Source organism: Rhodococcus sp. NPDC057014 (assembly GCF_042673295.1).
Classification (GTDB): Bacteria; Actinomycetota; Actinomycetes; order Mycobacteriales; family Mycobacteriaceae; genus Rhodococcus_F.
This window is the reverse complement of record NZ_JBHUSF010000121.1, coordinates 1-23,967: the sequence shown is the minus strand read 5'-3', so window position 1 is coordinate 23,967 and position 23,967 is coordinate 1. Positions and strand designations below refer to the sequence as shown.

Genomic DNA, 23,967 nt, shown 5'->3' with positions numbered 1-23,967 from the left:
TCGCGTCCGTGAGCGGGATCAGCCGACGTCGCGGCGCAGCCAGGTGACCTCGGCGCCTTCGCCGCCGCTGCGGAACGGCTCGAGCGCCTCGTCCCAGGCCGTTCCGAGGGCGTAGTCCAGTTCGGCGGCGATGTCACCGCCCGCCTCCATCAGTGCCCGCAAACGCATCTCCCCCACGACGACATCGCCGTTCGCGCTGGTGGATCCGTGCCACAGACCCATGCCGGGCACGTGACTGAACCGTTCGCCGTCCACGCCCTCGCTGGCGTCCTCGGTGACCTCGAATCGCAGCATCGGCCACGCGCGGAGCGCGTTGACCAGCCGCGAAGCGGTGCCGACGGGCCCCACCCAATTGGTGGTCGCGCGCAGGACGCCGTTGGAGGCCGGCTGCGAGGTCCATTTCAGGTTCGCTCGGCAGTCGAGGGTCGCGGTCAGCGCCCATTCGATATGGGGGCACAACGCGGCGGGCGACGAGTGGATGTAGACAACACCAGCCGTCACGTCCGCGAACTGATTCAATGCGCGCACTCGAGCCTCCTGCTTCGACGAGGGACGTCTTCCCCAACGGCCTCAGTCGGTGTGTGCAGCACGCTCGGTTGACCAGTGTGCCCTGTGATGCCTGTGTTGCGCCAGTGATTCGAGCAATCGGTGTGTCTTCACCGTTCGCGTTCCGAGAGGATACCGTCGCTCAGCTCGGTCCACACGGGCTTGGCCCAGTCGCCGAAGTCGCGGTCCGTCAACGCGACGCACGCGAGTCCCGCGGCCGGGTCGACCCAGAGGAACGTGCCGGACTGACCGAAGTGTCCGAACGTCTGAGGCGAGTTGCCCGTGCCGGTCCAGTGCGGGCTCTTGGCCGACCGGATCTCGAATCCCAGACCCCAGTCGTTGGGACGCTGTGAGCCGTATCCGGGCAGGATTCCGTCCAGTCCGGGGAATTGCACCGAAGTGGCGTCTGCGAACGTCTGAGGCGAAATGAGCGCCGGGCGGAACAGTTCGGTGGCGAAGCGGCCGAGATCTCCCGTCGACGCCTGCGCTCCGTGGCCTGCGGGCCCGACCAGAGCGGACGCCGTCATCGACAGCGGAGCGAACACGGATTCCGCCACGTAGTCGGCGAAGTCGATCGACGTCTCGGCGGTGAGGAAGTCGGCGAGCACCTCGTAGCCGGCACTCGAGTAGATCCGCTTGCGCCCCGGTGTCGTCTGCACCCGGTTCGCGTCGAAGGCGAGGCCCGACGCGTGTGCCAGAAGATGACGCACCGTCGAGCCCTCCGGGCCTGCGGGCTGGTCGAGTTCGACGGCCCCCTCCTCGGTGGCCACCAGGACTGCGTACGCGCAGAGCAGTTTGGTCACCGAGGCCAGCGGGAAGACGCGCTGCTGGTCGCCGTACTCGCCGATCACCCCTTCGTCTCGCGACAGGACCACCGCCGCAGCGTTGTCCACGGGCCATCGGGCGATCTGATCGAGACTCTGCACCCGGTCAGACTACGAGAGCCGCACCAAGCAACTGCGGCGAGCCGTCACCAGTCGGCTTCGGTGTACCGGATGACGCCGCGAATGTTCTTGCCGTCGAGCATGTCCTGGTACCCGTCGTTGACGCCTTCGAGGCTGTAGGTGCGGGTGATCATGTCGTCGAGATTCAGCTGCCCCGACTTGTACATGGCCAGCAGGTTCGGGATCTCGACCCGGGCGTTGCCGCCGCCGAAGATGGTGCCCTTCAAATCCTTCTGCAGCATCGAGAAGAGGAACAGGTTCAGCTTGACGTCCATGTCGGTCATCGCGCCCATCGCGGTGACGACGCACGTGCCGAATTTGCTGGTGAGCAGCAGGGCTTCCTCGACGTATTCGCCGCGCATCTCCCCGACCGTGATGATCGTCTTCTGCGCCATCAGCCCGTTGGTGAGCGCGATGATCGGTTCGATCGCGGCTGCGGCGCTCTCGAACGCGTGGGTGGCCCCGAACTTCAGCGCCTGTTCCCGCTTCCACGGCACCGGGTCGATGGCGAAGATCTGACGGGCCCCGGACGCCACCGCGCCCTGCAGTGCGCTCATGCCGACGCCGCCGACACCCATGATGACGACGGATTCGCCCGGCTTCACCTCTGCCATTCGCGTCGCCGACCCCCACCCGGTGGGGACGCCGCAGCCGACGAGGGCGGCGACGTCGAAGGGAATGTCCTTGTCGATCTTCACGACCGACGTCTCGTGCACGACCATGTAGGGGGAGAACGTCCCGAGCAGGCACATGGGGATGACGTTCTCGCCGCGCGCGTGGATGCGGAACGTGCCGTCGCTGATCGCGAGCCCGCTCAGGAGCCCCATGCCGAGGTCGCAGAGATTCTGATGTCCCGCCGAGCACGCCGGACAGCGTCCGCAGGCGGGTACGAAGGAGAGCACCACGTGGTCGCCGACCTCGAGGTCCTTCACCCCCGGCCCCAGTTTGGTGATGACGCCGGACCCTTCGTGGCCGCCCATCACGGGGAAGGACGCCATGGGCATCGAACCGGTGACGATGTGGTGGTCGGAGTGGCACATTCCGGCGGCTTCCATGCGAATCTGCACCTCGCCCGCAACCGGATCGCCGATCTCGATCTCCTCGACGGACCACGGCTCGTTCAGGCCCCACAGGATCGCACCCTTGGTCTTCATGTGACTCCCAACCCTTCGTTCATGTCTGCGCATCTGCTGATGTGACGATAGACACAAACGAGCCGAATTGGAACACGTTCTACCGAATCGGGTCCGGGAATCCGAAACTGTTACCCCGACACGTCGTGGAGGTGATGGATCGGGTCGTGGACGAAACACCTGGCGAGCGTCTCCACCGTGAACGAGGCGCCGTCGCTGCGCCGCCCGGTCCGCGACCGGAGTTCCGGTGGGACGGCCTCGAAGCCGTCCGCCACCGCGGCGCCTGCCGCACGCAGTTCGGCGTCCACGACGGCCGGATCCTGCTCGTTGTAGCGCTCGGCGATCGCGGTCTCGTCCTGGTCCCAGTTCGGGAACAGGGGGTCCGTCTGCTCGAGGATGAGGCGGAGCCGGGCGTCGAAGATCCGGAACACGTCGCGAACGTGCGCCGCGTACTCGAGGGCCGACCACGTCTGCTCGTCCGGCCGGACCGTCACGTCGGGCCGGGTGAGGACCGGCGACCAGGCGTCCGCGTTCGCCCGGACCAGGGCGGGAATGTCCTCGTACCGGGTTGCCGCCGAGTCGAACCCGCAGTCGGGGCACGCCCGGTCGAGGACCCACGTCCAGTTCTTCGTGTCGGGGGTGATCGCCATGCCGGTCATCGTAGAGCGCCCGGCGAATGTCGCTCGCTCAGAGTTTGTACCCGATCGTCCGCAGCAACGCCTTGCGGTCGGCGACGTCGGCGCTGGTCTCCACACCGGCAGGCGGTTGCCCGTCGATCACGCCGGCGATGCCCCGGCCGAGTTCCGTCTCGGCCACGATGATTTCGACGGGGTTGGCGGTGGCGCAGAAGATGCCGCACACCTCCGGCACCCGCTTCAGCGTGTTCAGGACGTTGACCGGGTAGCCGTCCTCCAGAAACACGAAGAACGAGTGGCCCGCGCCGACGGCGACGGCGTTGCGGGTGGCCAACTCGACGAGACGGTCGTCGTTGCCGGAGCAGCGTACGAGGCGGGGGCCCGACGCCTCGCAGAACGCGATACCGAACCGGAGGTGCGGGCTCACCCCCACCAGCGCCTCGTGCACGTCCTCGACGGTCTTGATGAAGTGGGACTGCCCGACGATCACGTTCATGTCGTCGGGCTTGTCGATCGCCACGATCTGCAGGTCCACGATGGCCTCCTCGGGTGACTTTCAGTCTGCCCCGTGCCGGCACCGAGAACAACGACGCGGCACGTGCTGCGCCCTCGGTCAGGCGCCGATGTGGCCGGCGAATGTCGACCGGCCGGGGCCGGCAAGGTCGCCGAGTGCGTCACGGCGCCCGGCCATCGCCATCAGCAGCGCTTCGCCGCTTCCACTCACCTGCGGTCCCCGGCCGTAGGACCAGTCGAGATCTGTCGCCACCAGCTTCACCCCGCGCGCTCGCCAGGCGCCGCGGATCAGCGGAGCGAACCGTGCGAAGTCCAGCGCCACTCGCAGCCGCCGCGGAGGGATGGTCCGGGGAATCTCGAGGGGCCGCCGGATGTCCTGTTGATGGATCATGCCGTCGACGAGGGCGATCCTCCCACCGAAACCGGCAGGCAGACCGCTGGGTTCGGCGTGAACGCGCATCAACTCGAGCAGCTGCTCGGGGGTGCGGTCCGCGAGGTCGGCGACCCCGAGTTCGTTGACCCGGTCCTGCAGGAACCAGCCCTCCGCGAACCGTGCAACCAGACTGCGAAAGTCGAGCTCGTCGTAGCTGATCACGTGCGCGACCACGTCCCGGACCCGCCACCGCTCGCACAGGCTCGGCGACTCCCACTGCTGCGGGGACAGCCCTGCGAGCAGTTCGGCGAATTCTTCCCGTTCCTCGCGCGCCAACTCCATGGTCTTCACACTGCCCGCATCCGGGCCCACTCGAGAAGACCGGACCGACCGGGGAAGTGGGTGGGGCGGGCGGGGCTCGAACCCGCGACCAATGGATTATGAGTCCACGGCTCTAACCGACTGAGCTACCGCCCCATCACCGCACCACTCGCATCGCGGCCTGCCGATGTTACCGTGTGCCCGCGGCGGGCGCGTAGCCGGGACGAGCCCGTCCCGACAGCGCTTTTCGTGGTCGACGCCTACTCGTCCCGGGCATCGCGGCGTTTGTCGTCGCTCGCGTGTTCGGGTTGTTCGACCGACGTGGCCGACGCCGGTCCGTCGGCGACGAGTTCGTACCGTCGCCCGTACGTTTCGACGAGGGCCTGGATCGCCGCGACCACCGGGACCGACACCAGCGCGCCGACCGCACCGAACAGGGAGGCGCCCACGATCACCGATCCGAACGCGACGGCGGGGTGGATCGAGACCGTCGCGGACGTGATGCGCGGGTGCAGCACGTAGTTCTCGATCTGCTGGTAGACGGTGCCGAACACGATCACCCACACGCCGTCCATGGGCCGGGACGCCGCGGCGATGATCGCGGGGAGGGCGATCGCGAGGTAGGTGCCCAGGGTGGGGACGAACTGCGAGACGATGCCGGTCCACAGTGCCAGCGGCAGCCAGTAGGGCACGCCGATCACCACGAGGAAGATGCCGGTGGCGACCGAGCTGATGGCGGCGAGGATGAGCCGCGACACGACGTAGCCGCCTGCTTTCTCGACCGAGATCTCCCAGACCACCGAGATGACCCGCTGCTGCCGCGCCGGAAACCAGCTCGAGATGGTGCGGCGAAGGGCCGGTCCCTGCGCGGACATGTAGAACACGAACAGCAGCAGCGTCAGCATCTGGAACACGACGCCGAGCAACGAGGACAACACGCCCAGCACTCCGGGCGTGAAGCGCTCGGCGAGGTCCCGGACGGTCTCGGGGGTGAGGTGGATCAGATCCTCGCCGGTCGCGAAGTCGGTGTCGAACACACGATTGGACCAGTCGGTGACGGAGGACAGTGCGCCCGGCAGCGCCTTGAGGAGCTGGGCGAGCTGCTGGGCGAGCAGTGTCCCGAACAGCGCCAGGAATGCGATCGCGAAGACGAACAGTGCCAGCAGCACGAATCCGGTGGCGAGGCCGCGCCGCAGTCCCCGGCGCGCGAGCCAGTCGACGACCGGTTCGAGGGTGATGCTGAACAGCCACGCCAGAAACAGCAGCCCCAGGAATCCGCGCAGGTTGACGAACAGCCACCCCGACAACTGGTAGGCGGCGACGGCCAGCAGGACGTACAGAATCGAGGGCAGCAACCACCGCGGGGCGTCGCTCGTGCCGAAACGCCCGCCCGGCCGCGTCGGTGCCGTCTCGCCGCCGTCCTCGCCCTCGCTCATCGCACACCCCGCGATCGCTTGCTACCGATACAGCGGGAATGTACTCGCCCGGGACGCACACCGATCCGAATTGGCCGCGCCCAGCAGAAAACCCCGCCCGGACGAACCGGACGGGGTTTCGGTGCTCCCCCGGCTGGACTCGAACCAGCAACCGTCCGATTAACAGTCGGAAGCTCTGCCAATTGAGCTACAGGGGATTATTCTGCTGTGCTTCGCCGTTCCCGGCGATGCGAGAGAAACTGTAGCGCATAGCCCCACCCCAGTACCAAATCGCCTGCCTGTCGATGCATCAGGCAGGATGGGGACGGTCGTTGTGCGTCGGGAGGAAGCGGGAATGATGCGGTTGTTGATCGGTATCGCTGCTGGGTACGTGCTGGGTACGCGAGCAGGACGTGCGCGCTACGAACAGATCAGCCGGGCCACCAAGGCCGTGGCCACCAGCCCGGCCACGAAGAAGGTGTTGCAGATGTCACGACAGAAGCTGTCCGACTCGCTGAACACCCAGCCGAAGCTCGAACCGATGAAGCCGCTCGACGAGGACACGACCATCCTCGTTCCCCAGGACCAGCTCAAGAAGAAATAGCCGACGGCGGCCCGTTCAGCCGGCCATGCCGTCCCGGTTGGTGTCGCCGATCGCCTGATCGAGCAGGCTCCGGCGGTACTGCTCCAAGGCGACGAGGTCGCCGAGCAGCGAGTGGAACTCGTCCGACGCCGTCGCCGGTGAGATGCGCTGCAACTTGGACTTCAGTTCCGCCACCTGCTCCCCCACCCACACCTCCTGCAGGCGTGCGATGACGCCGGAGATGTATCGCGGGACGGTGTCCTCCTCGGCGGGCAACGGTTCGACGGCGAGTTCCGACACGAGAGACGCCGCGGTGACGTCCTCGACTCCCCGGCTGACCGCGTCGACCCACTCGCCGCCGCCGAGGCCCGCGCTGGCGCCGCCCGCCGCGATCATCGACTCGCGGATCACGACGTACGTCGGGTGCGTGAACGTCTCCACCGGCAGCGAGTCGAAGACGGTGCCGGCGATGGCCGGGTACTGCAACGCACCCTTGAGCGCTTCGCGCTGCGCCCACAGCGTCGGGTCGTTCGGGCGGGGCCGGGACAGGCCGACGGGCAACTGCGGGGCGTCCTGGTTCTCGTCCCGGGCCGCCTTCTTCTTGGGAGGCGCGGGCACCGACCCGCGGGTGGACGCCCGCTTACGCGCCTCGTCGCGCACCCGTTGCCGGACCGCGGCGATGTCGTCCCAGCCCACCCAGCCGGACAGCTGGACGGCGTAGCTGTCCCGCAGCGTCGCTTCCTTGATCTGGGCGACCACCGGCACCGTGCGGCGCAGCGCCTCGACCCGGCCCTCCGCGGTCTCGAGGTCGTGTTCGGTGAGGATCGACTTGACCACGAACTCGAACATCGGCGTGCGACGCGCCACCAGGTCGCGGACGGCCGCGTCACCGGACTTCTGCCGCAGCTCGCAGGGGTCCATGCCCTCGGGCGCGACGGCGACGAACGTCTGCCCGGCCATCTTCTGGTCGCCCTCGAACGCCTTCATCGCCGCGGCCTGGCCTGCGGCGTCCCCGTCGAACGTGTAGATGATCTCGCCGCGAAAATAGCTGTCGTCCATCAGCAGTCGCCGCAACATCGACAGGTGGTCCTCACCGAACGCGGTGCCGCAGGCGGCGACGGCGGTCTTGACCCCGGCCAGGTGCATCGCCATGACGTCGGTGTATCCCTCGACCACCACGGCCTGATGCCCCTTGGCGATCTCCCGCTTGGCGAGGTCGAGCCCGAACAGCACCTGAGACTTCTTGTACAGCATGGTTTCCGGCGTGTTGACGTACTTGCCGGGCATGGTGTCGTCGTCGAACAGTTTGCGGGCGCCGAAACCGATGACGTCGCCGGACAGGTTCCGGATGGGCCAGAGCAGACGGCGGTGGAAGCGGTCGATGTGACCGCGCCGCCCCGCCTTCGACAGGCCCGCGGCCTCGAGTTCCTTGACGTCGAAACCCTTGCCCAGCAGATGCTTCGTGAGGATGTCCCAGCCGTCGGGCGCATACCCGCACCCGAACTGCTGCGCGGCCTGGGCGTCGAAGTTCCGTTCCGTCAGGTAGTCGCGGGCGGCCTGCGCGTCGGGTTCCTGCAGACGCGCCGAGTAGAACTCCTGCGCCGCCGCGTTCGCCGCGACCAGGCGGGCGCGGGTGCCGCGGTCGCGTTGCACCGACGTGCCGCCGCCCTCGTACGAGATGGTGTAGTTCAGCCGGTCGGCCAGTTGCTCGACGGCCTCGACGAAACTGATGTGGTCGATCTTCTGGAGGAACGAGTAGACGTCGCCGCCCTCGCCGCACCCGAAGCAGTGGAAGTGGCCGTGGTTGGGCCGCACGTGGAACGACGGCGACTTCTCGTCGTGGAACGGGCACAGCCCCTTCATGGAGTCGCCGCCCGCGCGCTTGAGGGAGACGTACTCCCCCACGATGTCCTCGATCCGTGTGCGCTCGCGAATGGCCGCAACGTCACGATCAGGGATTCTGCCAGCCACGCCCGACAGTCTAGGCGCTCTCCCGGAGCCCGGAATTCCGCCTCGGAATCAGCAGTTCGAGGGGGCGGGTATCCCGGCGAATCGGTCGCCGAGGTAGCCGAAGGCGGGGCCGGCGCCGAGCATGGTGGCGGTGCCGTGGTCGGCGCCCGGAATCACGTCGAACTGCACCCGCGCACCCTGTGAGCAGTACCGGGCGACGGTGTTCTGCACCGGTCCGATGGCGACGAGGGGGTCCGCGCTGCCGTGCCAGACGAACATCGGCGTCCGCGGAACTCCCGGATACAGTTCGACGCTGTTCTCGTCCATCACGGCGCGCCCGGACGGGTCGGCGAGGATCCCCGGACCGTTGGTCAGGTCGGGCAGCGACTTGCCTGCCCCGGCGCCGAGGATCGAATCGGTGCACATGTTGCTCATCTGCGCGCGCAGGGCGAGACCCTCGTCGTTGAGACCGTCGCCGAGCGGGGAGCGTGTCGGGTATTCGCGCTCGAGCCCGATGGCGGCCGCGAATCCGAGGCCGAACGCCTGCGAGCGGGTGCCGCCGAGGCGGTCGGCCAGTTCGCCGATGTTGACCGGGGTACCGCCCTCGGCGGCGCCCACGATGTTCAGTTCCGGGGCGTAGGTGGGGGCGAGCGCCGCAGCCCAGTTGGTCGCCATGGCGCCACCCGAGTACCCGGCGAGCCCGACCGGACTGCTGCCGAGCCCGGCCTCGGGGAGTCGCTGCGCGGCGCGGACGCCGTCGAGGACGAGCCGGCCGCCGAGTTTCGCCGCCCCGTATGCGCTGGTGGGACCGAGGTGGTCGGGTACGGCGACCGCCCATCCCCGCGCGAGCAGGGCGTTGACGGCCGGGGCCTCCTGGAGTCCGCCGGCGAACAGCTGATGCGACGGTGCGCACTCGAGCCCGAGCGCGTTGACGAACGGCTGATACGACACCAGCGGGCGGTTCGCGGGGGTGCCGCGGGGCACCAGCACCGTGGTGACGGCGGCGATGGGCGCGCCCGCGGAGTTGGTCGACTTGTACTTGACCTGCCAGGCGTCGGCGGCGGGGAAACCGGTGGCGGCGACCGGGCGGCTCGCCAGCACGTCCCCGTCGGCGCGTGCCCCGACGTCGGCGGGCGCACCGTAGAACGGGTCGGGGTCCGCGAACGGGTATGCGGGCGCGGCCTGCGCCGCGGGTGGGGCCAGCAGGGCGGCACCGACCGCCACCGCCAGCGCTGCGGACGTCGAACCGATGATCTTGCGCACTGCAGACTTCATCCGGTCTCCCTGACCCTCGGGTGTGCTGCACGTAGGGGGTGCAAGCTGTCTGAGTCCTATTCGTAGCACCGCGGCGGGCGGATTGGTCCGACTTCGGTGTCCGTCAGCCCCAGCTCGCCTGGGCCCCGAGACTGGACTTGTCGACGCGTTCGAGCCTGCTCTCGGTGTAGGACGCGATCTGGTCGACGACGACCCGGACCCGTGCGGGGTCGTCGGCCGCCGCATGCCACGCGGGTACGAGGATCGGGTCGAGGCCGTCGGGTGCGGTCGCGAGCAGCCATTCGGCGACGCGGTGCACGCGGTCCCGCTGCCGTTCCTGCCGCGCGCGGTGTCCGGCATCGGACATCACGAAGTTCAGTGCGAACGTCTTGAGTAGCGCCACCTCGGACGCGACCACCGGCGGGACCACCAGATCGGCGTCGTACCGGGCGACCGGCTTCTCGCCGTGGACGTCGCGGGTCCCGATGATCGCGGCGGTCGCGAACCGGCCCACCAGTTCGCTGGTGAGGTTCTTCAACGCGACCGAACTGGTGAGCGTGCCGTCGTAGCTGCCCACGCCGACGACGACCGGCAGGAGGCTCAGCCGTTGCGCGGCCTCCACGAGTTCCTCGACGTCGAGTCCCGCGAACTCCGCGGCGCCGAACTCGGCGAGCGCCCGCTGGTCGACCGGATCGGCGAGCGAACGCAGGTCGATGCGCCCGTCGATCACCCCGTCCTCGACGTCGTGCACGGAGTAGGCGACGTCGTCGGCCCAGTCCATGACCTGCGCCTCGAGACACTGGTGACCGTCCGGGGCGCCCTCACGGATCCACGCGAGCACCTCGGCGTCGTCGTCGTAGGCCCCGAACTTGGCGCCCGGCCGCGGCCGGGTCCACGGATACTTGATCGCCGCGTCCAGCGACGCCCGGGTCAGGTTGAGCCCGGCGCTGCGCCCGTCGGGGTAGAGGACCTTCGGTTCGAGGTTCGTCAGGATGCGCAGATTCTGGGCGTTGCCCTCGAACCCGCCGCAGCTTTCCGCGACCTCGTCGAGGGCCTTCTCCCCGTTGTGGCCGTACGGCGGGTGGCCGATGTCGTGCGCGAGGCCGGCGAGGTCGACCAGATCGGGATCGCAGCCGAGACCGTCGGCGATGCCACGGCCGATCTGCGCCACCTCGATCGAGTGCGTCAACCGCGTCCGCGGGGTGTCCCCGTCCCGGGGGCCCACCACCTGGGTCTTGTCGGCGAGCCTGCGCAGCGCCGCCGAGTGCTGAACCCGGGCACGGTCGCGGGAGAACACGGATCGGTGCTGGGCGGCCGCGATCTGGCTGCCCGGGATCCCCGCCCGTTTCGGTGCCTCGCGGACCCGCCGGGCGACGTCGTGCGCGGAGTACACCTCGCCGAGGGGTGTCGTGTGTGGTGTCATCGCAACGCCTACTGTCCCGCCGTGTAGGGGAAGTCGGCCGAGAAGTGCGTGAGCTGATACCAGATCAACGCCCCTGTCTCCCGGGCGATTCCGTGCAACTGCGATTCGCGGGTGAACACGGCGGGCCCCTGCCGGGTGGGCGCCGTCCAGGCCTCGAGGCCGGCGTCGCGGGCCATCGTCCGGGTCCGCAGCGAATGCCACGGGTCGCTGACGAGGACCGCCGAATCGATGCCCTGCGCACCCATCGCCTCACTCACCGCCTCGATGCTGAGGAGGGTGTCGGACCCCTCCTCGACGGCGGTGATGCTGTCGGCGGGGACACCGCGCGAGATCAGGTAGTTCTTCCCGGACGCGGCCTCGGTGTACTCGTCGCCCTCCTGCTTCCCGCCGACCGTGATGACCTCCGGGGCCACCCCGCGCTCGTACAGCTTGTACGCCTGCTCGAGCCGGGCCTCGAACACGGACGACGGGGTTCCCGAGTACTGGGCGGCGCCGAGCACCACGATCGCGTCGGCCGTCGACGTGTCGTCGATCCGCGCGACCTGCCACACCCGGACCGCGGTGCCGAGCACCAGGGCCGCCGCGAGGAGAACGACACCGGCGACGATCCGGCGGGTCCACCGGGCCAGCGTGCCTGCGAACCCCGGGCGCGCGGGACGGCGCGGGAGGTCGTGGCGTTCACGGCTGGGTGCAGAATTCACTCCCTGATTCTGCCAGCTGTCGCCGAACTGTCCCGATGACGACTCGCCACACCCGATAGATTTGCTGCCATGCCACTCGCACCGCGCCTCGAGCAGACGCCGTCGTCCCGCCCCCGACTCCCTTTCCCCGGCGCCCGGCGGTTCGCCGCCCTCGGCGCCGTCTCCGCGCTCCTGACGCTCGTGGCGATCCTGTTCTTCCCCGCGGTCGCGTCGGCGGACGCACCGTTCCGTCTGCCCGGTCAGATCACGGACACCGTCGGGGTGCTCGACGCGGACCAGCAGAGCGACGTCCAGGCCGCGATCGATCAGCTCTACGACGAGCACAAGGTGCGGCTGTGGGTGGTCTACGTTCCCGACTTCAACGGCCTGGGCGCAGGCCCGTGGGCGGATCAGACGGCGCAGGCGTCGTCCCTCGGCGATCGCGACGCACTGCTCGCGGTCGCGACGGTCGACCGTGAGTACGCTCTCATCGCACCGGACGGTCTGTCCGAGATCACCAGCGACGAAGCGGAGTCGATCCGGGTGGACGCGGTGGAACCCGCCCTGCGCGAGGAGGACTGGGCCGGCGGCGCGATCGCCGCGGCGGGCGGGCTCGGTGACGCGATGAGCCCGGGCGGCGGAATGTCGGTGCGCACGCTGCTGATCGGCGGGGGTGTGGTCGTCGTGGGTGTGGGCGGGGTCGTGCTGTACTCGCGGAAGAGGAAGCACGACCGTTCCCGGGCGGGCGTCGAGGCGGCGCGCAGCATCAGCCCCGAGGACACGGCCGCGCTGACGGCGCTGCCGTTGCCGACCCTCGACGAACGCGCCAAGGAGGTGCTCGTCGAGACGGACGACGCGCTGCGCACGAGCCAGGAGGAACTCGAACTGGCCCGCGGCGAATTCGGCGAGCAGGCCACCGCCGCGTTCACGGCGGCGTTCGACACGGCGAAGTCCACCCTCGCGGCGGCGTTCACCGTGCGTCAGCGCCTCGACGACGCGATCCCCGAGACCCCGCAGCAGCAGCGGGAGATGCTCATCGACATCATCACGTCGTGCGGGCGCGCCGACCGCGAACTCAACGAGAGGGTCCAGGAGTTCGACGGGCTGCGGGACCTGCTGATCAACGCCCCCGACCGGCTCGACGCGCTCACCCGCGACATGGTGGCGCTGACGGTGCGCATCCCCGACTCCACGCACACCCTCGCCACCCTGCAGACCGAATTCCCCGCCGCCGCACTCGCTTCCGTCGCCCACAACGTGACGATGGCGGAGGAGCGGCTCGCGTACGCCGAGAAGGCCGTGGGCGAGGGCCGGGAGGCCGTCGCCCTGCCACCGGGGAAGCAGGGACCGGCGGTACCGGCGATCCGCGGCGCCGAGGGGGCCCTCGAACAGGCCCGGATCCTGCTCGACGCCGTCGATCACGCCGCGGAGGACATCCGGCACGCCATCGCCACGCTGCCCGCCGCGATCACCGACGTGGAGGCGGGGATCGCGACCGCGGCCCAGTTCACCGAGCAGGGTGGGGACCGGCTCACGGCGGCACGCACCGCGGCCGAGGCCGCACTGTCGACGGCCCGCACGGCCGCGGACACCGACCCGCTCGGCAGCTTCACCCAGATCGTGAAGGCCGACGCGGAACTCGACGCCGTCCTCGCCGAGGCGCAGGAATCGCGGCAGCAGGCCGAGCGTGCGCAGCAGCGCCTGGAGCAGGACCTCGTGGCCGCGCAGTCGCAGGTCACGGCGGCATCGGACTTCATCGGCACCCGCCGCGGCGCGGTGGGAGCGGAGGCCAGGACCCGCCTGACCGAGGCGCAGCGGCACCTGGCGGGGGCCCAGCAGTTGCGCACCACCGACGCCTCCCGCGCGCTGCAGCACGCCCAGGCCGCCGCGGGCCTGGCCGCCGACGCGCTGCGGCTGGCGCAGAACGACGTGAGCCGCTGGGAGTCCCGTCAGCGCCCCGGGCCCGGTGGCGGTGGCGGGAATGCCACCGGCGCGATCCTCGGGGGCATCCTGATCGACAGCATCCTGCGGGGCGGATTCAGCGGCGGCGGCAACTGGGGTAGCCGCGGCTCCGGCGGCGGGCGCGGCAGCGGTCCCCGTTCGTTCGGCGGGCCGAGCAGTTCGGGCCGGATCAGCGGGGGCGGCCGATTCTGACGTCACCCCGAACGTTCGTCGCATTCGCCTGCGTCGCGGCCACCTGCTGCGGCGTCCTGTCGGGCTGCGCGGGCGGGCGAGGCGCCGAGGACGAGCCGGCGATCCCGCTGTCGGCGGAGGCGTACCGCAGCCGCGAGGACGACGCGGCGGGCGGGCGGATTCACGTGCGGATAGCCAATACCGGCGATGTGCCCGTCTCCGTAACGTCGGTGGCGCTGGACAGCCCGGGCTTCGCGGCGGCGCCCGAGACCCTGCGCGAGGTCGAACTCGGCCCCGGCAACCGGATCGACGTCGAAGCCGAGTACGGCGCGGTGCGCTGCGACACACGGCCGGAACCGGCGTACGCCGTGATCGGACTCGCCGACCGGAACGGCTCGCCCGTGCGGGTGCCGCTCGCCGCCCCGTACGACGTCCTCGGCCGCATCCACGACGGAGACTGCGCCGCAGAGGATCTGGCGCGGGCGGTCCCGGTGACCCTGATCCCGGCGGCGGCTCCGCCCGAACCGGCCGCGCCCCTCCCGGCCCGGCTCGTCGTGAGCCGGGGAACGGCGACGGGCGACGTCCGGGTCGACGAGATCGGCGGCAGCGTCCTGTATGCGTTGCACGGGGCGCTGCCCGCCACCATGCGGGCGGACGAGGACCGGCTCAGCATCGACATCACGATCGACGCGGCACGCTGCGATCCGCACGCGCTCGCGGAAGCGAAGAAGCCCTTCGTCTTTCCGCTGTGGATCGCGGTCGGCTCCTCGGCACCGGAATACTCCCGTATCCCGGTGTCCGAGGAGAACCGCCGAATCCTGACGAACTACCTGACCACCACCTGCGACGCGCGCAGGTGACGGCGGATCAGGAACCGATGAGGCGCTGCGCCAGGTAGCCCTCGACCTGGTCGAGCGCGACCCGCTCCTGGGCCATGGAGTCGCGCTCGCGCACCGTCACGGCGTGATCCTCGAGGGTGTCGAAGTCCACGGTGATGCAGAACGGCGTGCCGATCTCGTCCTGACGGCGGTACCGGCGGCCGATCGCGCCGGCGTCGTCGAACTCGACGTTCCAGTGCTGACGGAGCGTCGCGGCGAGGTCCTTGGCCTTCGGCGTCAGGTCCGCGTTGCGCGACAGCGGCAGCACCGCGGCCTTCACCGGGGCGAGACGGCGGTCCAGGCGCAGCACGGTGCGCTTGTCGACGCCGCCCTTCGCGTTCGGCGCCTCGTCCTCGGTGTACGCGTCGACGAGGAACGCCATCAGCGAACGCGTGAGACCGGCTGCCGGCTCGATGACGTACGGCGTGTACCGCTCACCGGAGGCCTGGTCGTAGTAGTTGAGGTCGGTGCCCGAGTGCTTCGAATGGGTCGACAGGTCGAAGTCGGTGCGGTTGGCGACACCCTCGAGCTCGCCCCATTCGCTGCCCTGGAAGTGGAAGCGGTACTCGATGTCGACGGTGCGCTTCGAGTAGTGGGACAGCTTGTCCTGCGCGTGCTCGTACAGCCGCAGGTTGTCCTTGTTGATGCCGAGCCCGGTGTACCAGTCCATGCGGTAGTCGATCCAGTACTGGTGCCATTCTTCGTCCTCGCCGGGCTTGACGAAGAATTCCATCTCCATCTGCTCGAATTCGCGAGTGCGGAAGATGAAGTTGCCGGGGGTGATCTCGTTGCGGAAGCTCTTGCCGATCTGGCCGATGCCGAACGGCGGCTTCTTCCGCGACGTGGTGAGCACGTTCGCGAAGTTCACGAAGATGCCCTGCGCGGTCTCCGGGCGGAGGTAGTGCATGCCCTCTTCGCTCTCGACCGGGCCGAGGTACGTCTTGAGCATCATGTTGAAGTCGCGGGGTTCGGTCCACTGACCGACCGTGCCGCAGTCGGGGCAGCCGACGACGTCCATGGGGACGTCGTCCGGGTTGTCGAGGCCCTTCTTCTCGGCGTACGCCTCCTGCAGGTGGTCCTGACGGTGACGCTTGTGACAGTTCAGGCACTCGACAAGCGGATCGTTGAACACGCCGACGTGGCCCGACGCCACCCACACCTCGCGCGGCAGGATCACCGAGGAATCGAGGCCGACGACGTCCTCGCGGCTGGTGACCATGTTGCGCCACCACTGCTTCTTGATGTTCTCCTTGAGCTCGACGCCCAAGGGGCCGTAGTCCCAGGCCGACTTCGTGCCTCCGTAGATCTCACCGCACGGGTAGACCAGGCCACGACGCTTGGCGAGATTGACGACGGTTTCGACTTTGGACTTCGGTGCCACTCGGGTGCTCTCCATCTGGGTAATAGATGCATGGTTCACGTGCGCTTTTCGGATCCCAGCCTATCTGCCCGATCGTGGTCGGTTCACCCCGCCGGTTGACATGCGTATTCGTGCATATCAAAATGGAATCGATTTGCAATAAGATGGGGTGTTCCTCCCGGGGCGTGCGCGCCGTCTACACCGCCGACGGCCACGCGGCCACGGTCCCGTCCATTGTCCGGCACACCGAAGGAGATCACTGGTGAGCGTCGTCGATCCCGGGGATCTGCATCCGTTCGAGGCCACCCCGCATCCGTTCGAGGCCGCTCCCCCGGCTCCCGTGCCGTCGAAGGAGACGCTGACGGCGGCAGGCGACATCCTGCGCGCCCTCGCGGCCCCCGTCCGCATCGCGATCGTCCTCCAGCTCCGCGAATCGGAACGGTGCGTGCACGAACTCGTCGGGGCGCTCGGCGTCACCCAGCCACTGATCAGCCAGCATCTTCGCGTGCTCAAGGCCGCGGGCGTCGTGCGCGGCGAACGCACCGGACGCGAGGTCCTGTACCGCCTGGTGGACGACCACCTCGCCCACATCGTCGTGGACGCCGTCGCGCACGCCGAGGAAGGATGAACGCCTTGACCCAGAACACCGGCCAGCGCAAGCCCGTCGTCGTGGGAGTCCGCGCCACCAAGCAGCGCAGCGCCATCTCCGCACTCCTCGACGACATCGAGGAGTTCCGGTCGGCGCAGGAACTGCACGACGAACTGCGCAAGCGCGGCGAAGGCATCGGGCTGACCACCGTCTACCGCACCCTGCAGACGCTCGCCGACGCCGGCACCGTCGACGTCCTGCGCACCGACACCGGCGAATCGGTGTACCGGCGCTGCTCGTCCGGACACCACCACCACCTGGTCTGCCGCGCATGCGGTTACACCGTCGAGGTCGAAGGGCCGACCGTCGAGCAGTGGTCGCAGTCGATCGCCGACGCCCACGGTTTCTCCGACGTCAGCCACACCATCGAGATCTTCGGGCTGTGCAAGGACTGCAGCGCGCCGCGGTGAACGTCAGGGGATCAGACCCTGCCGGGCGGTGTCCGCGCCGCTCAGCACGAGCAGCAGCATCGTGGTCAGCGCCTCGTCCACGAGCCCGGCGGCGGGGAACGTGTACCGCAGGATGACGTCCGCGAGCCGTCCGTGACCGAACACCGCGATCGAACCGAACTGCAACGCGCCGTTGCGCTCCGCCACCTTCTTGTGCAGCGCGGCGCTGACCGGACGATCCCAGGCCAGCACGCACGTCATCGACAGCACGTCGAGGCCGTCGGTGAGGGTCATCGCACTGATCGAGCACAGCGCCCCGGCGTATTCGAAGCTCAGCGAGCCGTCCTCGGCCCGGGCGACGGTGGCGAAGTGCTCCAGTGCGTCCGCTGCCCGCCCGAGCAGTGCGGGCGCCCCGTCGACGGTCATTTCACCCCACCGAAACGGCGGTCACGCGACGCGTATTCGACGCACGCCGCCCACAGGTCACGGCGATCGAAATCGGGAAACAGCTTCTCCTGATACACCATCTCGGCGTAGGCCGACTGCCAGATCAGGAAGTTGGACGTGCGCTGCTCGCCGGACGGCCGGAGGAACAGGTCGACGTCCGGCATGTCCGGCTCGTCGAGGTAGCGGGCGACGGTCGCCTCGGTGATCTTCTCCGGGTCGAGCTGACCCGCCGCGACCCGCCTGCCGATCTCCTTCGCCGCGTCGGCGATCTCCGCGCGACCGCCGTAGTTGACGCACATGGTCAGGTTCATGACCGTGTTGTGCTTCGTCAGTTCCTCGGCGACCTCGAGTTCCTTGATGACGCTGCGCCACAGCTTGGGCCTGCGACCCGCCCACCGCACCCGCACCCCCATCTCGTGCATCTCGTCACGGCGACGACGGATCACGTCGCGGTTGAAGCCCATCAGGAAGCGCACCTCCTCGGGGCTGCGTTTCCAGTTCTCGGTGGAGAACGCGTACGCCGACAACCATTCGACGCCCATCTCGATGCACCCGCAGACGGCGTCCATCAACACGGCCTCGCCGCGTTCGTGGCCCGCGGTCCTGGGCAGTCCCCGCTCCTGCGCCCAACGGCCGTTGCCGTCCATCACCAGCGCGATGTGCCGGGGCACGAGTTCGGGTTGCAGGCCCGGCGGGCGGGCGCCCGAGGGATGCGGGTCCGGCGGCCGGATCTGGCGCTCGGCCCCGGAATCACGCGGGGCTTGAGGTTCGCGTCGTCGAATCACGGTCCCCATCCTGCCTGACCGAATCCTCCGCCCCTACCGCCGCATGCGGTCGTGCGCGTTCGATCAGCGGGAGAGTGCGGAGTTGCCGTTCGAGGTGCCACTGCAGATGCGCCGCGACCAGACCGCTGGCCTGCCCCCGCAGCGACTCGGGCACCTGCTCGGTGCTCGCCCAGTCGCCGCGGAACAGCGCGTCCATGAGGTCGAGGACACCCGGCGACGGGGTGGCGGCGCCCGGCGGTCGGCACTGGACGCACACCGCTCCCCCGGCGGCCACGTGGAATGCCCGGTGCGGCCCGGGTGCGCTGCACCGCGCACAGTCGTCGAGGGCGGGTGCCCACCCCGCGAAACCCATGGCCCGCAACAGGAAGGCGTCGAGGATCAGCTCGCACGGCCGGTGGTGTTCCGCGACCGCCCGCAGCGCCCCGACCGTCAGTCGGTGCAGTTGCAGCGCCGGGGCCCGCTCCTCGCCGGCGAGCCGCTCGGCGGTCTCGAGGATCGCGCATGCCGTGGTGTACCGCGAGTAGTCGTCGACGATGTCGGTCGCGAACGCGTCGACCGTCTGGACCTGGGTGACGATGTCGAGGTTGCGGCCCGGGTAGAGCTGCACGTCGATGTGCGCGAACGGCTCCAGCCGGGCGCCGAACTTGGATTTCGTGCGGCGCACTCCCTTGGCGACCGCGCGCACCAGACCGTGCTGCCGGGTGAGGAGTGTGACGATGCGGTCGGCCTCGCCCAGCTTGTGCTGGCGCAGGACCACCGCATTGTCTCGATACAACCTCACCGGTCCAGTCTCCCACGCCCGGGCGGCCACATTCCGCAGCCCGGGCCGCGGGGCCTGCGGGTCCGGGCAGGGCCGCCGAAGGTTACCCTAACTCGAGACCGCCCTCGACGAACGGAACACCGCAGTGGCAGCGCACGCCCCCTCACCGGAGCACACGATCACCTCTCTCGAGGAACTCGAGCAGGTCCTGGGCGTTCCGCACCCCTCGATCGCCAGCAAGCACACCGATCACACGATGCCCCTGATCCGCCGCTTCATCTCGGAGGCGCGGTTCTTCGTCCTCGCCACCGCCGACGCGAACGGCCACTGCGATTGCTCCCCGCGCGGAGACCTCACGTCGAAGACGCTGTTCCTCGACGACCGGACGCTGGTGATCCCGGACCGCCCGGGCAATCGGCGCGCCGACTCGTACCGCAACATCCTCGGGAACCCGCACGTCGGCGTCCTGTTCGTGGTGCCCGGGATCGACGAGGTGGTGCGCGTCAACGGCACCGCCACCCTGACCGTCGATCCCGAACTGCTGCAGTCGATGTCGATCAACGGCAAACCGGCCAACCTCGGGGTCGTCGTCCGGATCGACGAGGTCTACACGCACTGCGCCCGGGCGATACTCCGGTCACGGATGTGGGACCCGGAGTCGTGGCCCGACCCCGACGAGATCCCGTCGCTGCGGGAAATGCACGCCGAGCAGCACGAATTGGAACACGACCCGGCTACGCCCCGCAGGCAGGAGTACTACCGGACGCTGCTCTACTGAGCGTCACCGCAGCCGCTCGGACACCAGGGGTACGACGGTGTCCAGGGCGTAGTGCAGCGACAGCACCGAGTTGGTGGAGTACGCCTTGGAGACGGCCTGATCGTCGAACACGAGGTACCGTCCGTCGCGCACAGCGGGGATGGCCTGGAACAGCGGCCGGTTCGCGGCGTCGGCGGCGGGCCTGCCGATCGGGAAGACGACCACCATGTCGGCGTCCATCACGCCGAGATTCTCCTCCGACACCGGGACCGAGAACTTCACCGCCGGCTGCGCGTCCACCGCCGGGTTGCTGACGAATCCGAGCTTCTTCATGAACTGGAGCCGCTCGGTGTCCGCGGTGTAGGCGCCCCATCCCGTGCCCGAGTAGGCACCGACGGTGATCGTCTTCCCCGCGAATTCGGGGTGAGCCGCGGCGGCGTCCGCGAACCGCCGATCGATGTCGGCGAGCAGCGCTTTCCCCTGCTCCGGCACGCCGAGGGCGGTCGCGACCATCGACACCTGACTCTCGATCGGCGTCTTGTAGTTGTCAGCGCCTTCCGGCAGTGCGATCGTCGGGGCGATCTGCGACAGATGGCCGTAGCGTTCCTCGTCTCCGGCGCTCTTGGTGTCGAGGATGACGTCCGGTTCGAGCGCCGCGATCTGCTCGTACGACGGTTCGAGGGTTCCGATGATCGTCGGCGCCGTGGTGTACTTCCCCTTCGCCCACGGTCCGACGCCGTCGCCGCCGAACGCGACCCAGTCGCTGGCTCCGACGGGTTCGACACCGAGCGCCAGCGCGGTTTCGGCGTCACCCCAGCCGATCGCGAGCACCCGCTCCGGTTTCGACTCGACCGTGACGTCGCCGAACTTCGTGGCGACCACGGCCGGGAAGGCGCCGTCAGCGGCTCCCGCCGCCGGTTCCGATTCTTCCCCGCCGCCGCTCCCGCAGCCGGCGAGCGCCAGGACCAGCAGGGACACCGACACGAGACTTCTCATCCTCATAAGGCAAGGCTAACCAACACACTGGGCGGGGACCCGTCCGCCCCTCCCGCCGGGTGGGCCTCACACCTGGAACCGGTATCCCATCCCGGCCTCGGTGATGAGGTGACGCGGGTGCGACGGGTCGTCCTCGAGTTTGCGTCTCAGCTGCGCCAGATACACCCGCAGGTAATGGGTCTCGGTGGCGTATGCCGGACCCCACACCTCCCGCAGCAGTTCCTTCTGGCCCACCAGCTTGCCCTTGTTGCGCACCAGCATCTCGAGCATCCCCCATTCCGTCGGCGTCAGGTGCACCTCGGCCCCCGCCCGCCGCACCGTCTTCGCCGCCAGGTCGACCGTGAACGAATCCGTCTCCACCACAGGCTCGCCCGTGTCGACGGCCGTCGTCGCCCGGCGGGCCGCGGCCCGCACCCGGGCCAAAAACTCGTCCATCCCGAACGGCTTGATGACGTAGTCGTCGGCGCCCGCGTCGAGGGCTTCCACCTTGTCCGCGGAATCGGTGCGGGCCGACAGCACGATCACCGGCGCCGGGCACCATCCGCGCAGGCCCGCGAGCACCTCGGTGCCGTCCATGTCGGGCAACCCGAGGTCGAGCACGATCACGTCCGGCGGCCGCTCTGCCGCGGCGCGCAGTGCGGCGGCCCCGGACGCGGCCGTCACCACGTCGTATCCGCGCACACTGAGATTGATCCGCAGGGCGCGGAGAATCTGCGGTTCGTCGTCGACGACGAGGATTCTCGTCATGGGTGCTCCCCTCCCGCGCCTGCCAGTTCCACCACCATCGTCAGACCACCACCGGGGGTGTCGGTGGCGCTGATGGTGCCGCCCATCGCGTCGACGAATCCGCGGACGACGGAGAGCCCGAGCCCGACTCCCGTGGTGGTGTCGCGGTCCCCCAGCCGCTGGAACGGGGCGAACATCTCCTCCGCCCGCCCCCGTGGAATTCCCGGCCCCGTGTCGGCGACGGTGACGACGGCGCGGTCTCCCACCGCCGCGGCGCCGACCCGGATCACGGAGTCCTCACCGTAGCGGAGTGCGTTGTCGATCAGATTCGCGAGCACCCGCTCGAGCAGGCCCGAATCCGCCATTGCCGCGACCGTCCCGACGTCGACCTCCACCCGTTCGCGGGCCCGCGTCCCGGTCCGGCCGCCGATTCCCAGCCCCACCAGCGCCCGGTGCACCACCTCGTCCAGATACACGGGCCGCAGTGTCGGGGTCACCACTCCCGCCGCGAGGCGGGACGAGTCGAGCAGGTTGCCCACGAGTGAGGTCAGGACGTCGGCCGATTCCTCGATGGTCGCGAGCAGTTCGGCGGTGTCCTCCGGGGAGAAGTCGACGTCGTCGCTGCGCAGGCTGGATGCGGCGGCCTTGACCGCTGCCAGCGGGGTCCGGAGGTCGTGGCTGACGGCGGACAGCAGCGACCGCCGCAGCCGGTCGGCCTCGGCCAGCGCCTGAGCCTGCCCCGCCTCCTGCGCGAGTTCCGTCTGCCGGATCATCCCCACGGCCTGGTTCGCGACGGCGAGCAGCACGCGGCGGTCCCGTGCGCGCAGTTCGCTGCCGCGGAGGGCGAGCGCGTACTCCCCTTCCCCCACCTCGCAGACCGTGTCGGCATCGTCGACGCTCGCCGGTGGGTGCGGCCCGACGGAGCCGACGAGACCGCGGTCCCGGTGCAGGACGCTCACCGACTCCTGACCGTACGTCTCGCGCACCTTCTCGAGCAGCGCGCCGAGATCGGCCCCCCGCAGCACCGATCCGGCGAACAGTGCCAGCAACTCGGCCTCCTGCGACGCTCGCCGGGCCTCCCGCGAACGCTTGGCGGCCGCGTCGACCAGGACCGCGACGGCGACGGCCACCACGAGTAGCACGACCGTGGTGATGAAGTTGTCCGGCTCCGCGATGGTGAAGCTGTGCACCGGCGGAGTGAAGAAGTAGTTGAGGAACAGACCCGAGATCAGCGCGGAGAAGGCCGCGGGTGCGACACCGCCGAGCAGCGAGACGAGCAGCACCACGATGAAGAACAGTGCGCCCTCACCGCTCAATCCGAGCCAGCGGTCGACGGCGCTCATCACCAGGGTGGCCACCGACGGAACGAGGACCGCGGCGATCCAGGCGATCGCCGTGCGGGACCGCGATCCCACCGGCGAGAACCGCCTCGGCCGGTGGGATTCGCCGTGCGTGACCATGTGCACGTCGATCGACCCGGACTGTTGTACAACGGTCGCGCCGATGCCCTCGTCGAGGATCCGCGCCCACCTCGAGCGTCGCGACGTGCCCAGCACCAACTGGGTGGCGTTCGCCGTCCGGGCGAAGTCGAGGAGTGTGGTCGGGACGTCGTCGCCGACGACGCTGTGCAGGCTCGCCCCGATGCTCGCGGCGAGCGTCCGCACCTTCCCCATCTCCGGGGCCGACACGCCCGCCAGGCCGTCGCCGCGCACCACGTGCACGACGATCAGCTCGGCGCTGGACCTCGACGCGATCCGCCCTGCCCGCCGGACCAGTGTCTCCGATTCCGGTCCGCCCGTCACCGCGACGACCACCCGTTCCCGGGCCTCCCACGTGTCGGTGATCTTGTTCTCCGCACGATATTTCGCGAGTGCGGCGTCGACCTGGTCGGCGACCCACAGCAAAGCCAGTTCGCGCAGTGCGGTGAGGTTCCCTGTCCGGAAGTAGTTGCTCAGCGCGGCGTCGACCTTCTCCGCGGCGTAGATGTTGCCGTGGGACAGCCTGCGGCGCAGCGCCTCCGGCGTGATGTCGACCAGCTCCACCTGGGTGGCGGCGCGCACCACCTCGTCGGGGACCGTCTCCTGCTGCACCACCCCGGTGATCCGCTGGACCACGTCGCCCAGGCTTTCGAGGTGCTGGACGTTCAGCGTCGACAGGACGTCGATGCCGGCGCCGAGGAGGATCTCCACGTCCTGCCAGCGTTTCTCGTGGACACTGCCCGGCGTGTTCGTGTGCGCGAGTTCGTCCACGAGCACCAGTGCCGGCCTGCGGGCCAGCACCGCGTCGACATCCAGTTCCCGGCCGAGCGTGCCGCGGT

24 protein-coding genes and 2 tRNA genes are annotated in these 23,967 nt (G+C 69.4%); 6 read left to right on the top strand and 20 right to left on the bottom strand.

Annotation, left to right across the window (positions count from 1 at the left end; translation table 11 throughout):
* Positions 1–18 precede the first annotated feature (18 nt).
* From ACFTZB_RS22895 to ACFTZB_RS22855, 9 genes are all read right to left on the bottom strand, one after another.
* Positions 19–528: a DUF3145 domain-containing protein gene (locus ACFTZB_RS22895; RefSeq protein ID WP_012688162.1), complete on the bottom strand. Its 510-nt coding sequence runs from the start codon at positions 526–528 to the stop codon at positions 19–21.
* 128 nt (positions 529–656) lie between these two features.
* A complete protein-coding gene (locus ACFTZB_RS22890) occupies positions 657–1,472 on the bottom strand; it encodes a serine hydrolase domain-containing protein (RefSeq protein WP_378434282.1) in 816 nt (271 codons plus the stop codon).
* A 44-nt stretch (positions 1,473–1,516) separates the two neighbouring features.
* A complete protein-coding gene (locus ACFTZB_RS22885) occupies positions 1,517–2,644 on the bottom strand; it encodes an NDMA-dependent alcohol dehydrogenase (protein WP_378434280.1) in 1,128 nt (375 codons plus the stop codon).
* 110 nt (positions 2,645–2,754) lie between these two features.
* Positions 2,755–3,273: a DinB family protein gene (locus ACFTZB_RS22880; protein WP_378434278.1), complete on the bottom strand. Its 519-nt coding sequence runs from the start codon at positions 3,271–3,273 to the stop codon at positions 2,755–2,757.
* 37 nt (positions 3,274–3,310) lie between these two features.
* Complete coding sequence (locus tag ACFTZB_RS22875; RefSeq protein ID WP_378434276.1) at positions 3,311–3,793, bottom strand: adenosine-specific kinase; 483 nt, start codon at positions 3,791–3,793, stop codon at positions 3,311–3,313.
* A 78-nt stretch (positions 3,794–3,871) separates the two neighbouring features.
* Positions 3,872–4,486, bottom strand: coding sequence for a maleylpyruvate isomerase family mycothiol-dependent enzyme (locus ACFTZB_RS22870; RefSeq protein WP_378434274.1), 615 nt, complete (start codon positions 4,484–4,486; stop codon positions 3,872–3,874).
* 61 nt (positions 4,487–4,547) lie between these two features.
* Positions 4,548–4,621 (bottom strand) — tRNA-Ile (locus tag ACFTZB_RS22865).
* A gap of 104 nt (positions 4,622–4,725) precedes the next feature.
* Positions 4,726–5,901, bottom strand: coding sequence for an AI-2E family transporter (locus tag ACFTZB_RS22860; RefSeq protein ID WP_378434272.1), 1,176 nt, complete (start codon positions 5,899–5,901; stop codon positions 4,726–4,728).
* Positions 5,902–6,025: 124 nt separating this feature from the next.
* Positions 6,026–6,098 (bottom strand) — tRNA-Asn (locus ACFTZB_RS22855).
* Positions 6,099–6,235: 137 nt separating this feature from the next.
* On the opposite strand from ACFTZB_RS22855, the gene ACFTZB_RS22850 reads away from it, so the two are divergent.
* Positions 6,236–6,484: a hypothetical protein gene (locus ACFTZB_RS22850; protein WP_037226505.1), complete on the top strand. Its 249-nt coding sequence runs from the start codon at positions 6,236–6,238 to the stop codon at positions 6,482–6,484.
* A gap of 15 nt (positions 6,485–6,499) precedes the next feature.
* Here the strand turns inward: ACFTZB_RS22850 and dnaG are convergent, their stop codons facing one another.
* From dnaG to ACFTZB_RS22830, 4 genes are all read right to left on the bottom strand, one after another.
* Positions 6,500–8,434 carry a DNA primase gene (gene dnaG / locus ACFTZB_RS22845; RefSeq protein ID WP_378434270.1) on the bottom strand — a complete coding sequence of 645 codons (1,935 nt, stop codon included), beginning with the start codon at positions 8,432–8,434 and terminating at the stop codon, positions 6,500–6,502.
* A 48-nt stretch (positions 8,435–8,482) separates the two neighbouring features.
* Positions 8,483–9,688, bottom strand: coding sequence for a lipase family protein (locus ACFTZB_RS22840; RefSeq protein WP_378434268.1), 1,206 nt, complete (start codon positions 9,686–9,688; stop codon positions 8,483–8,485).
* Positions 9,689–9,791: 103 nt separating this feature from the next.
* Positions 9,792–11,090, bottom strand: a complete 1,299-nt coding sequence (locus ACFTZB_RS22835) for a deoxyguanosinetriphosphate triphosphohydrolase (RefSeq protein WP_378434265.1) — start codon at positions 11,088–11,090, stop codon at positions 9,792–9,794.
* Between the two features lie 8 nt (positions 11,091–11,098).
* On the bottom strand, positions 11,099–11,791 hold the full coding sequence (locus ACFTZB_RS22830; RefSeq protein WP_378434263.1) for a YdcF family protein: 693 nt from the start codon (positions 11,789–11,791) through the stop codon (positions 11,099–11,101).
* A 69-nt stretch (positions 11,792–11,860) separates the two neighbouring features.
* On the opposite strand from ACFTZB_RS22830, the gene ACFTZB_RS22825 reads away from it, so the two are divergent.
* Together ACFTZB_RS22825 and ACFTZB_RS22820 are read left to right on the top strand one after the other, a co-directional pair.
* Positions 11,861–13,924 carry a TPM domain-containing protein gene (locus tag ACFTZB_RS22825; RefSeq protein WP_378434261.1) on the top strand — a complete coding sequence of 688 codons (2,064 nt, stop codon included), beginning with the start codon at positions 11,861–11,863 and terminating at the stop codon, positions 13,922–13,924.
* 188 nt (positions 13,925–14,112) lie between these two features.
* Positions 14,113–14,763, top strand: coding sequence for a hypothetical protein (locus tag ACFTZB_RS22820; protein WP_378434259.1), 651 nt, complete (start codon positions 14,113–14,115; stop codon positions 14,761–14,763).
* Positions 14,764–14,770: 7 nt separating this feature from the next.
* On the opposite strand, the gene ACFTZB_RS22815 is transcribed toward ACFTZB_RS22820, so the two are convergent.
* Entirely contained in the window at positions 14,771–16,162 is a 1,392-nt protein-coding gene (locus ACFTZB_RS22815) for a glycine--tRNA ligase (RefSeq protein WP_043826260.1), read from the bottom strand.
* Between the two features lie 241 nt (positions 16,163–16,403).
* Here ACFTZB_RS22815 and ACFTZB_RS22810 point away from each other — a divergent pair, with 241 nt between their 5' ends.
* The gene (locus ACFTZB_RS22810; protein ID WP_206012698.1) at positions 16,404–16,769 is read left to right on the top strand and encodes a helix-turn-helix transcriptional regulator; all 366 of its coding nucleotides are present in this window, start codon (positions 16,404–16,406) and stop codon (positions 16,767–16,769) included.
* A 5-nt stretch (positions 16,770–16,774) separates the two neighbouring features.
* Positions 16,775–17,200, top strand: a complete 426-nt coding sequence (locus tag ACFTZB_RS22805) for a Fur family transcriptional regulator (RefSeq protein ID WP_378434257.1) — start codon at positions 16,775–16,777, stop codon at positions 17,198–17,200.
* Between the two features lie 3 nt (positions 17,201–17,203).
* On the opposite strand, the gene ACFTZB_RS22800 is transcribed toward ACFTZB_RS22805, so the two are convergent.
* Genes ACFTZB_RS22800 through recO form a run of 3 tightly spaced genes read right to left on the bottom strand, consistent with a single transcriptional unit; the run spans position 17,204 to position 19,192 of the window.
* Positions 17,204–17,605, bottom strand: coding sequence for a hypothetical protein (locus ACFTZB_RS22800; RefSeq protein ID WP_072946647.1), 402 nt, complete (start codon positions 17,603–17,605; stop codon positions 17,204–17,206).
* On the bottom strand, positions 17,602–18,411 hold the full coding sequence (locus ACFTZB_RS22795) for an isoprenyl transferase (protein WP_378434254.1): 810 nt from the start codon (positions 18,409–18,411) through the stop codon (positions 17,602–17,604). The genes ACFTZB_RS22800 and ACFTZB_RS22795 overlap by 4 nt, the downstream gene beginning before the upstream one ends.
* On the bottom strand, positions 18,377–19,192 hold the full coding sequence (gene recO, locus ACFTZB_RS22790) for a DNA repair protein RecO (RefSeq protein ID WP_378434252.1): 816 nt from the start codon (positions 19,190–19,192) through the stop codon (positions 18,377–18,379). Before recO ends, ACFTZB_RS22795 begins: the two co-directional genes overlap by 35 nt.
* 124 nt (positions 19,193–19,316) lie before the next feature.
* On the opposite strand from recO, the gene ACFTZB_RS22785 reads away from it, so the two are divergent.
* Positions 19,317–19,949 (top strand): pyridoxamine 5'-phosphate oxidase family protein, encoded by a 633-nt coding sequence (locus ACFTZB_RS22785; RefSeq protein ID WP_378434250.1) that lies wholly within the window; start codon positions 19,317–19,319, stop codon positions 19,947–19,949.
* A gap of 3 nt (positions 19,950–19,952) precedes the next feature.
* Here the strand turns inward: ACFTZB_RS22785 and ACFTZB_RS22780 are convergent, their stop codons facing one another.
* From ACFTZB_RS22780 to ACFTZB_RS22770, 3 genes are all read right to left on the bottom strand, one after another.
* A complete protein-coding gene (locus tag ACFTZB_RS22780) occupies positions 19,953–20,930 on the bottom strand; it encodes an iron-siderophore ABC transporter substrate-binding protein (RefSeq protein ID WP_378434248.1) in 978 nt (325 codons plus the stop codon).
* Positions 20,931–20,990: 60 nt separating this feature from the next.
* Complete coding sequence (locus ACFTZB_RS22775; RefSeq protein ID WP_378434246.1) at positions 20,991–21,671, bottom strand: response regulator; 681 nt, start codon at positions 21,669–21,671, stop codon at positions 20,991–20,993.
* On the bottom strand, positions 21,668–23,967 hold a 2,300-nt coding region (locus tag ACFTZB_RS22770), incomplete at its 5' end, for a DUF4118 domain-containing protein (protein WP_378434244.1). The genes ACFTZB_RS22770 and ACFTZB_RS22775, both read right to left, overlap by 4 nt.

Bases quoted from the DNA above. Each gene is read 5' to 3' on its own strand.
- ACFTZB_RS22885 (WP_378434280.1), bottom strand. From the start codon at position 2,644: ATGAAGACCAAGGGTGCGATCCTGTGGGGCCTGAACGAGCCGTGGTCC.
- ACFTZB_RS22880 (WP_378434278.1), bottom strand. From the start codon at position 3,273: ATGGCGATCACCCCCGACACGAAGAACTGGACGTGGGTCCTCGACCGG.
- ACFTZB_RS22870 (WP_378434274.1), bottom strand. From the start codon at position 4,486: ATGGAGTTGGCGCGCGAGGAACGGGAAGAATTCGCCGAACTGCTCGCA.
- ACFTZB_RS22860 (WP_378434272.1), bottom strand. From the start codon at position 5,901: ATGAGCGAGGGCGAGGACGGCGGCGAGACGGCACCGACGCGGCCGGGC.
- ACFTZB_RS22850 (WP_037226505.1), top strand. From the start codon at position 6,236: ATGATGCGGTTGTTGATCGGTATCGCTGCTGGGTACGTGCTGGGTACG.
- ACFTZB_RS22840 (WP_378434268.1), bottom strand. From the start codon at position 9,688: ATGAAGTCTGCAGTGCGCAAGATCATCGGTTCGACGTCCGCAGCGCTG.
- ACFTZB_RS22835 (WP_378434265.1), bottom strand. From the start codon at position 11,090: ATGACACCACACACGACACCCCTCGGCGAGGTGTACTCCGCGCACGAC.
- ACFTZB_RS22825 (WP_378434261.1), top strand. From the start codon at position 11,861: ATGCCACTCGCACCGCGCCTCGAGCAGACGCCGTCGTCCCGCCCCCGA.
- ACFTZB_RS22800 (WP_072946647.1), bottom strand. From the start codon at position 17,605: ATGACCGTCGACGGGGCGCCCGCACTGCTCGGGCGGGCAGCGGACGCA.
- ACFTZB_RS22780 (WP_378434248.1), bottom strand. From the start codon at position 20,930: ATGAGGATGAGAAGTCTCGTGTCGGTGTCCCTGCTGGTCCTGGCGCTC.
- ACFTZB_RS22775 (WP_378434246.1), bottom strand. From the start codon at position 21,671: ATGACGAGAATCCTCGTCGTCGACGACGAACCGCAGATTCTCCGCGCC.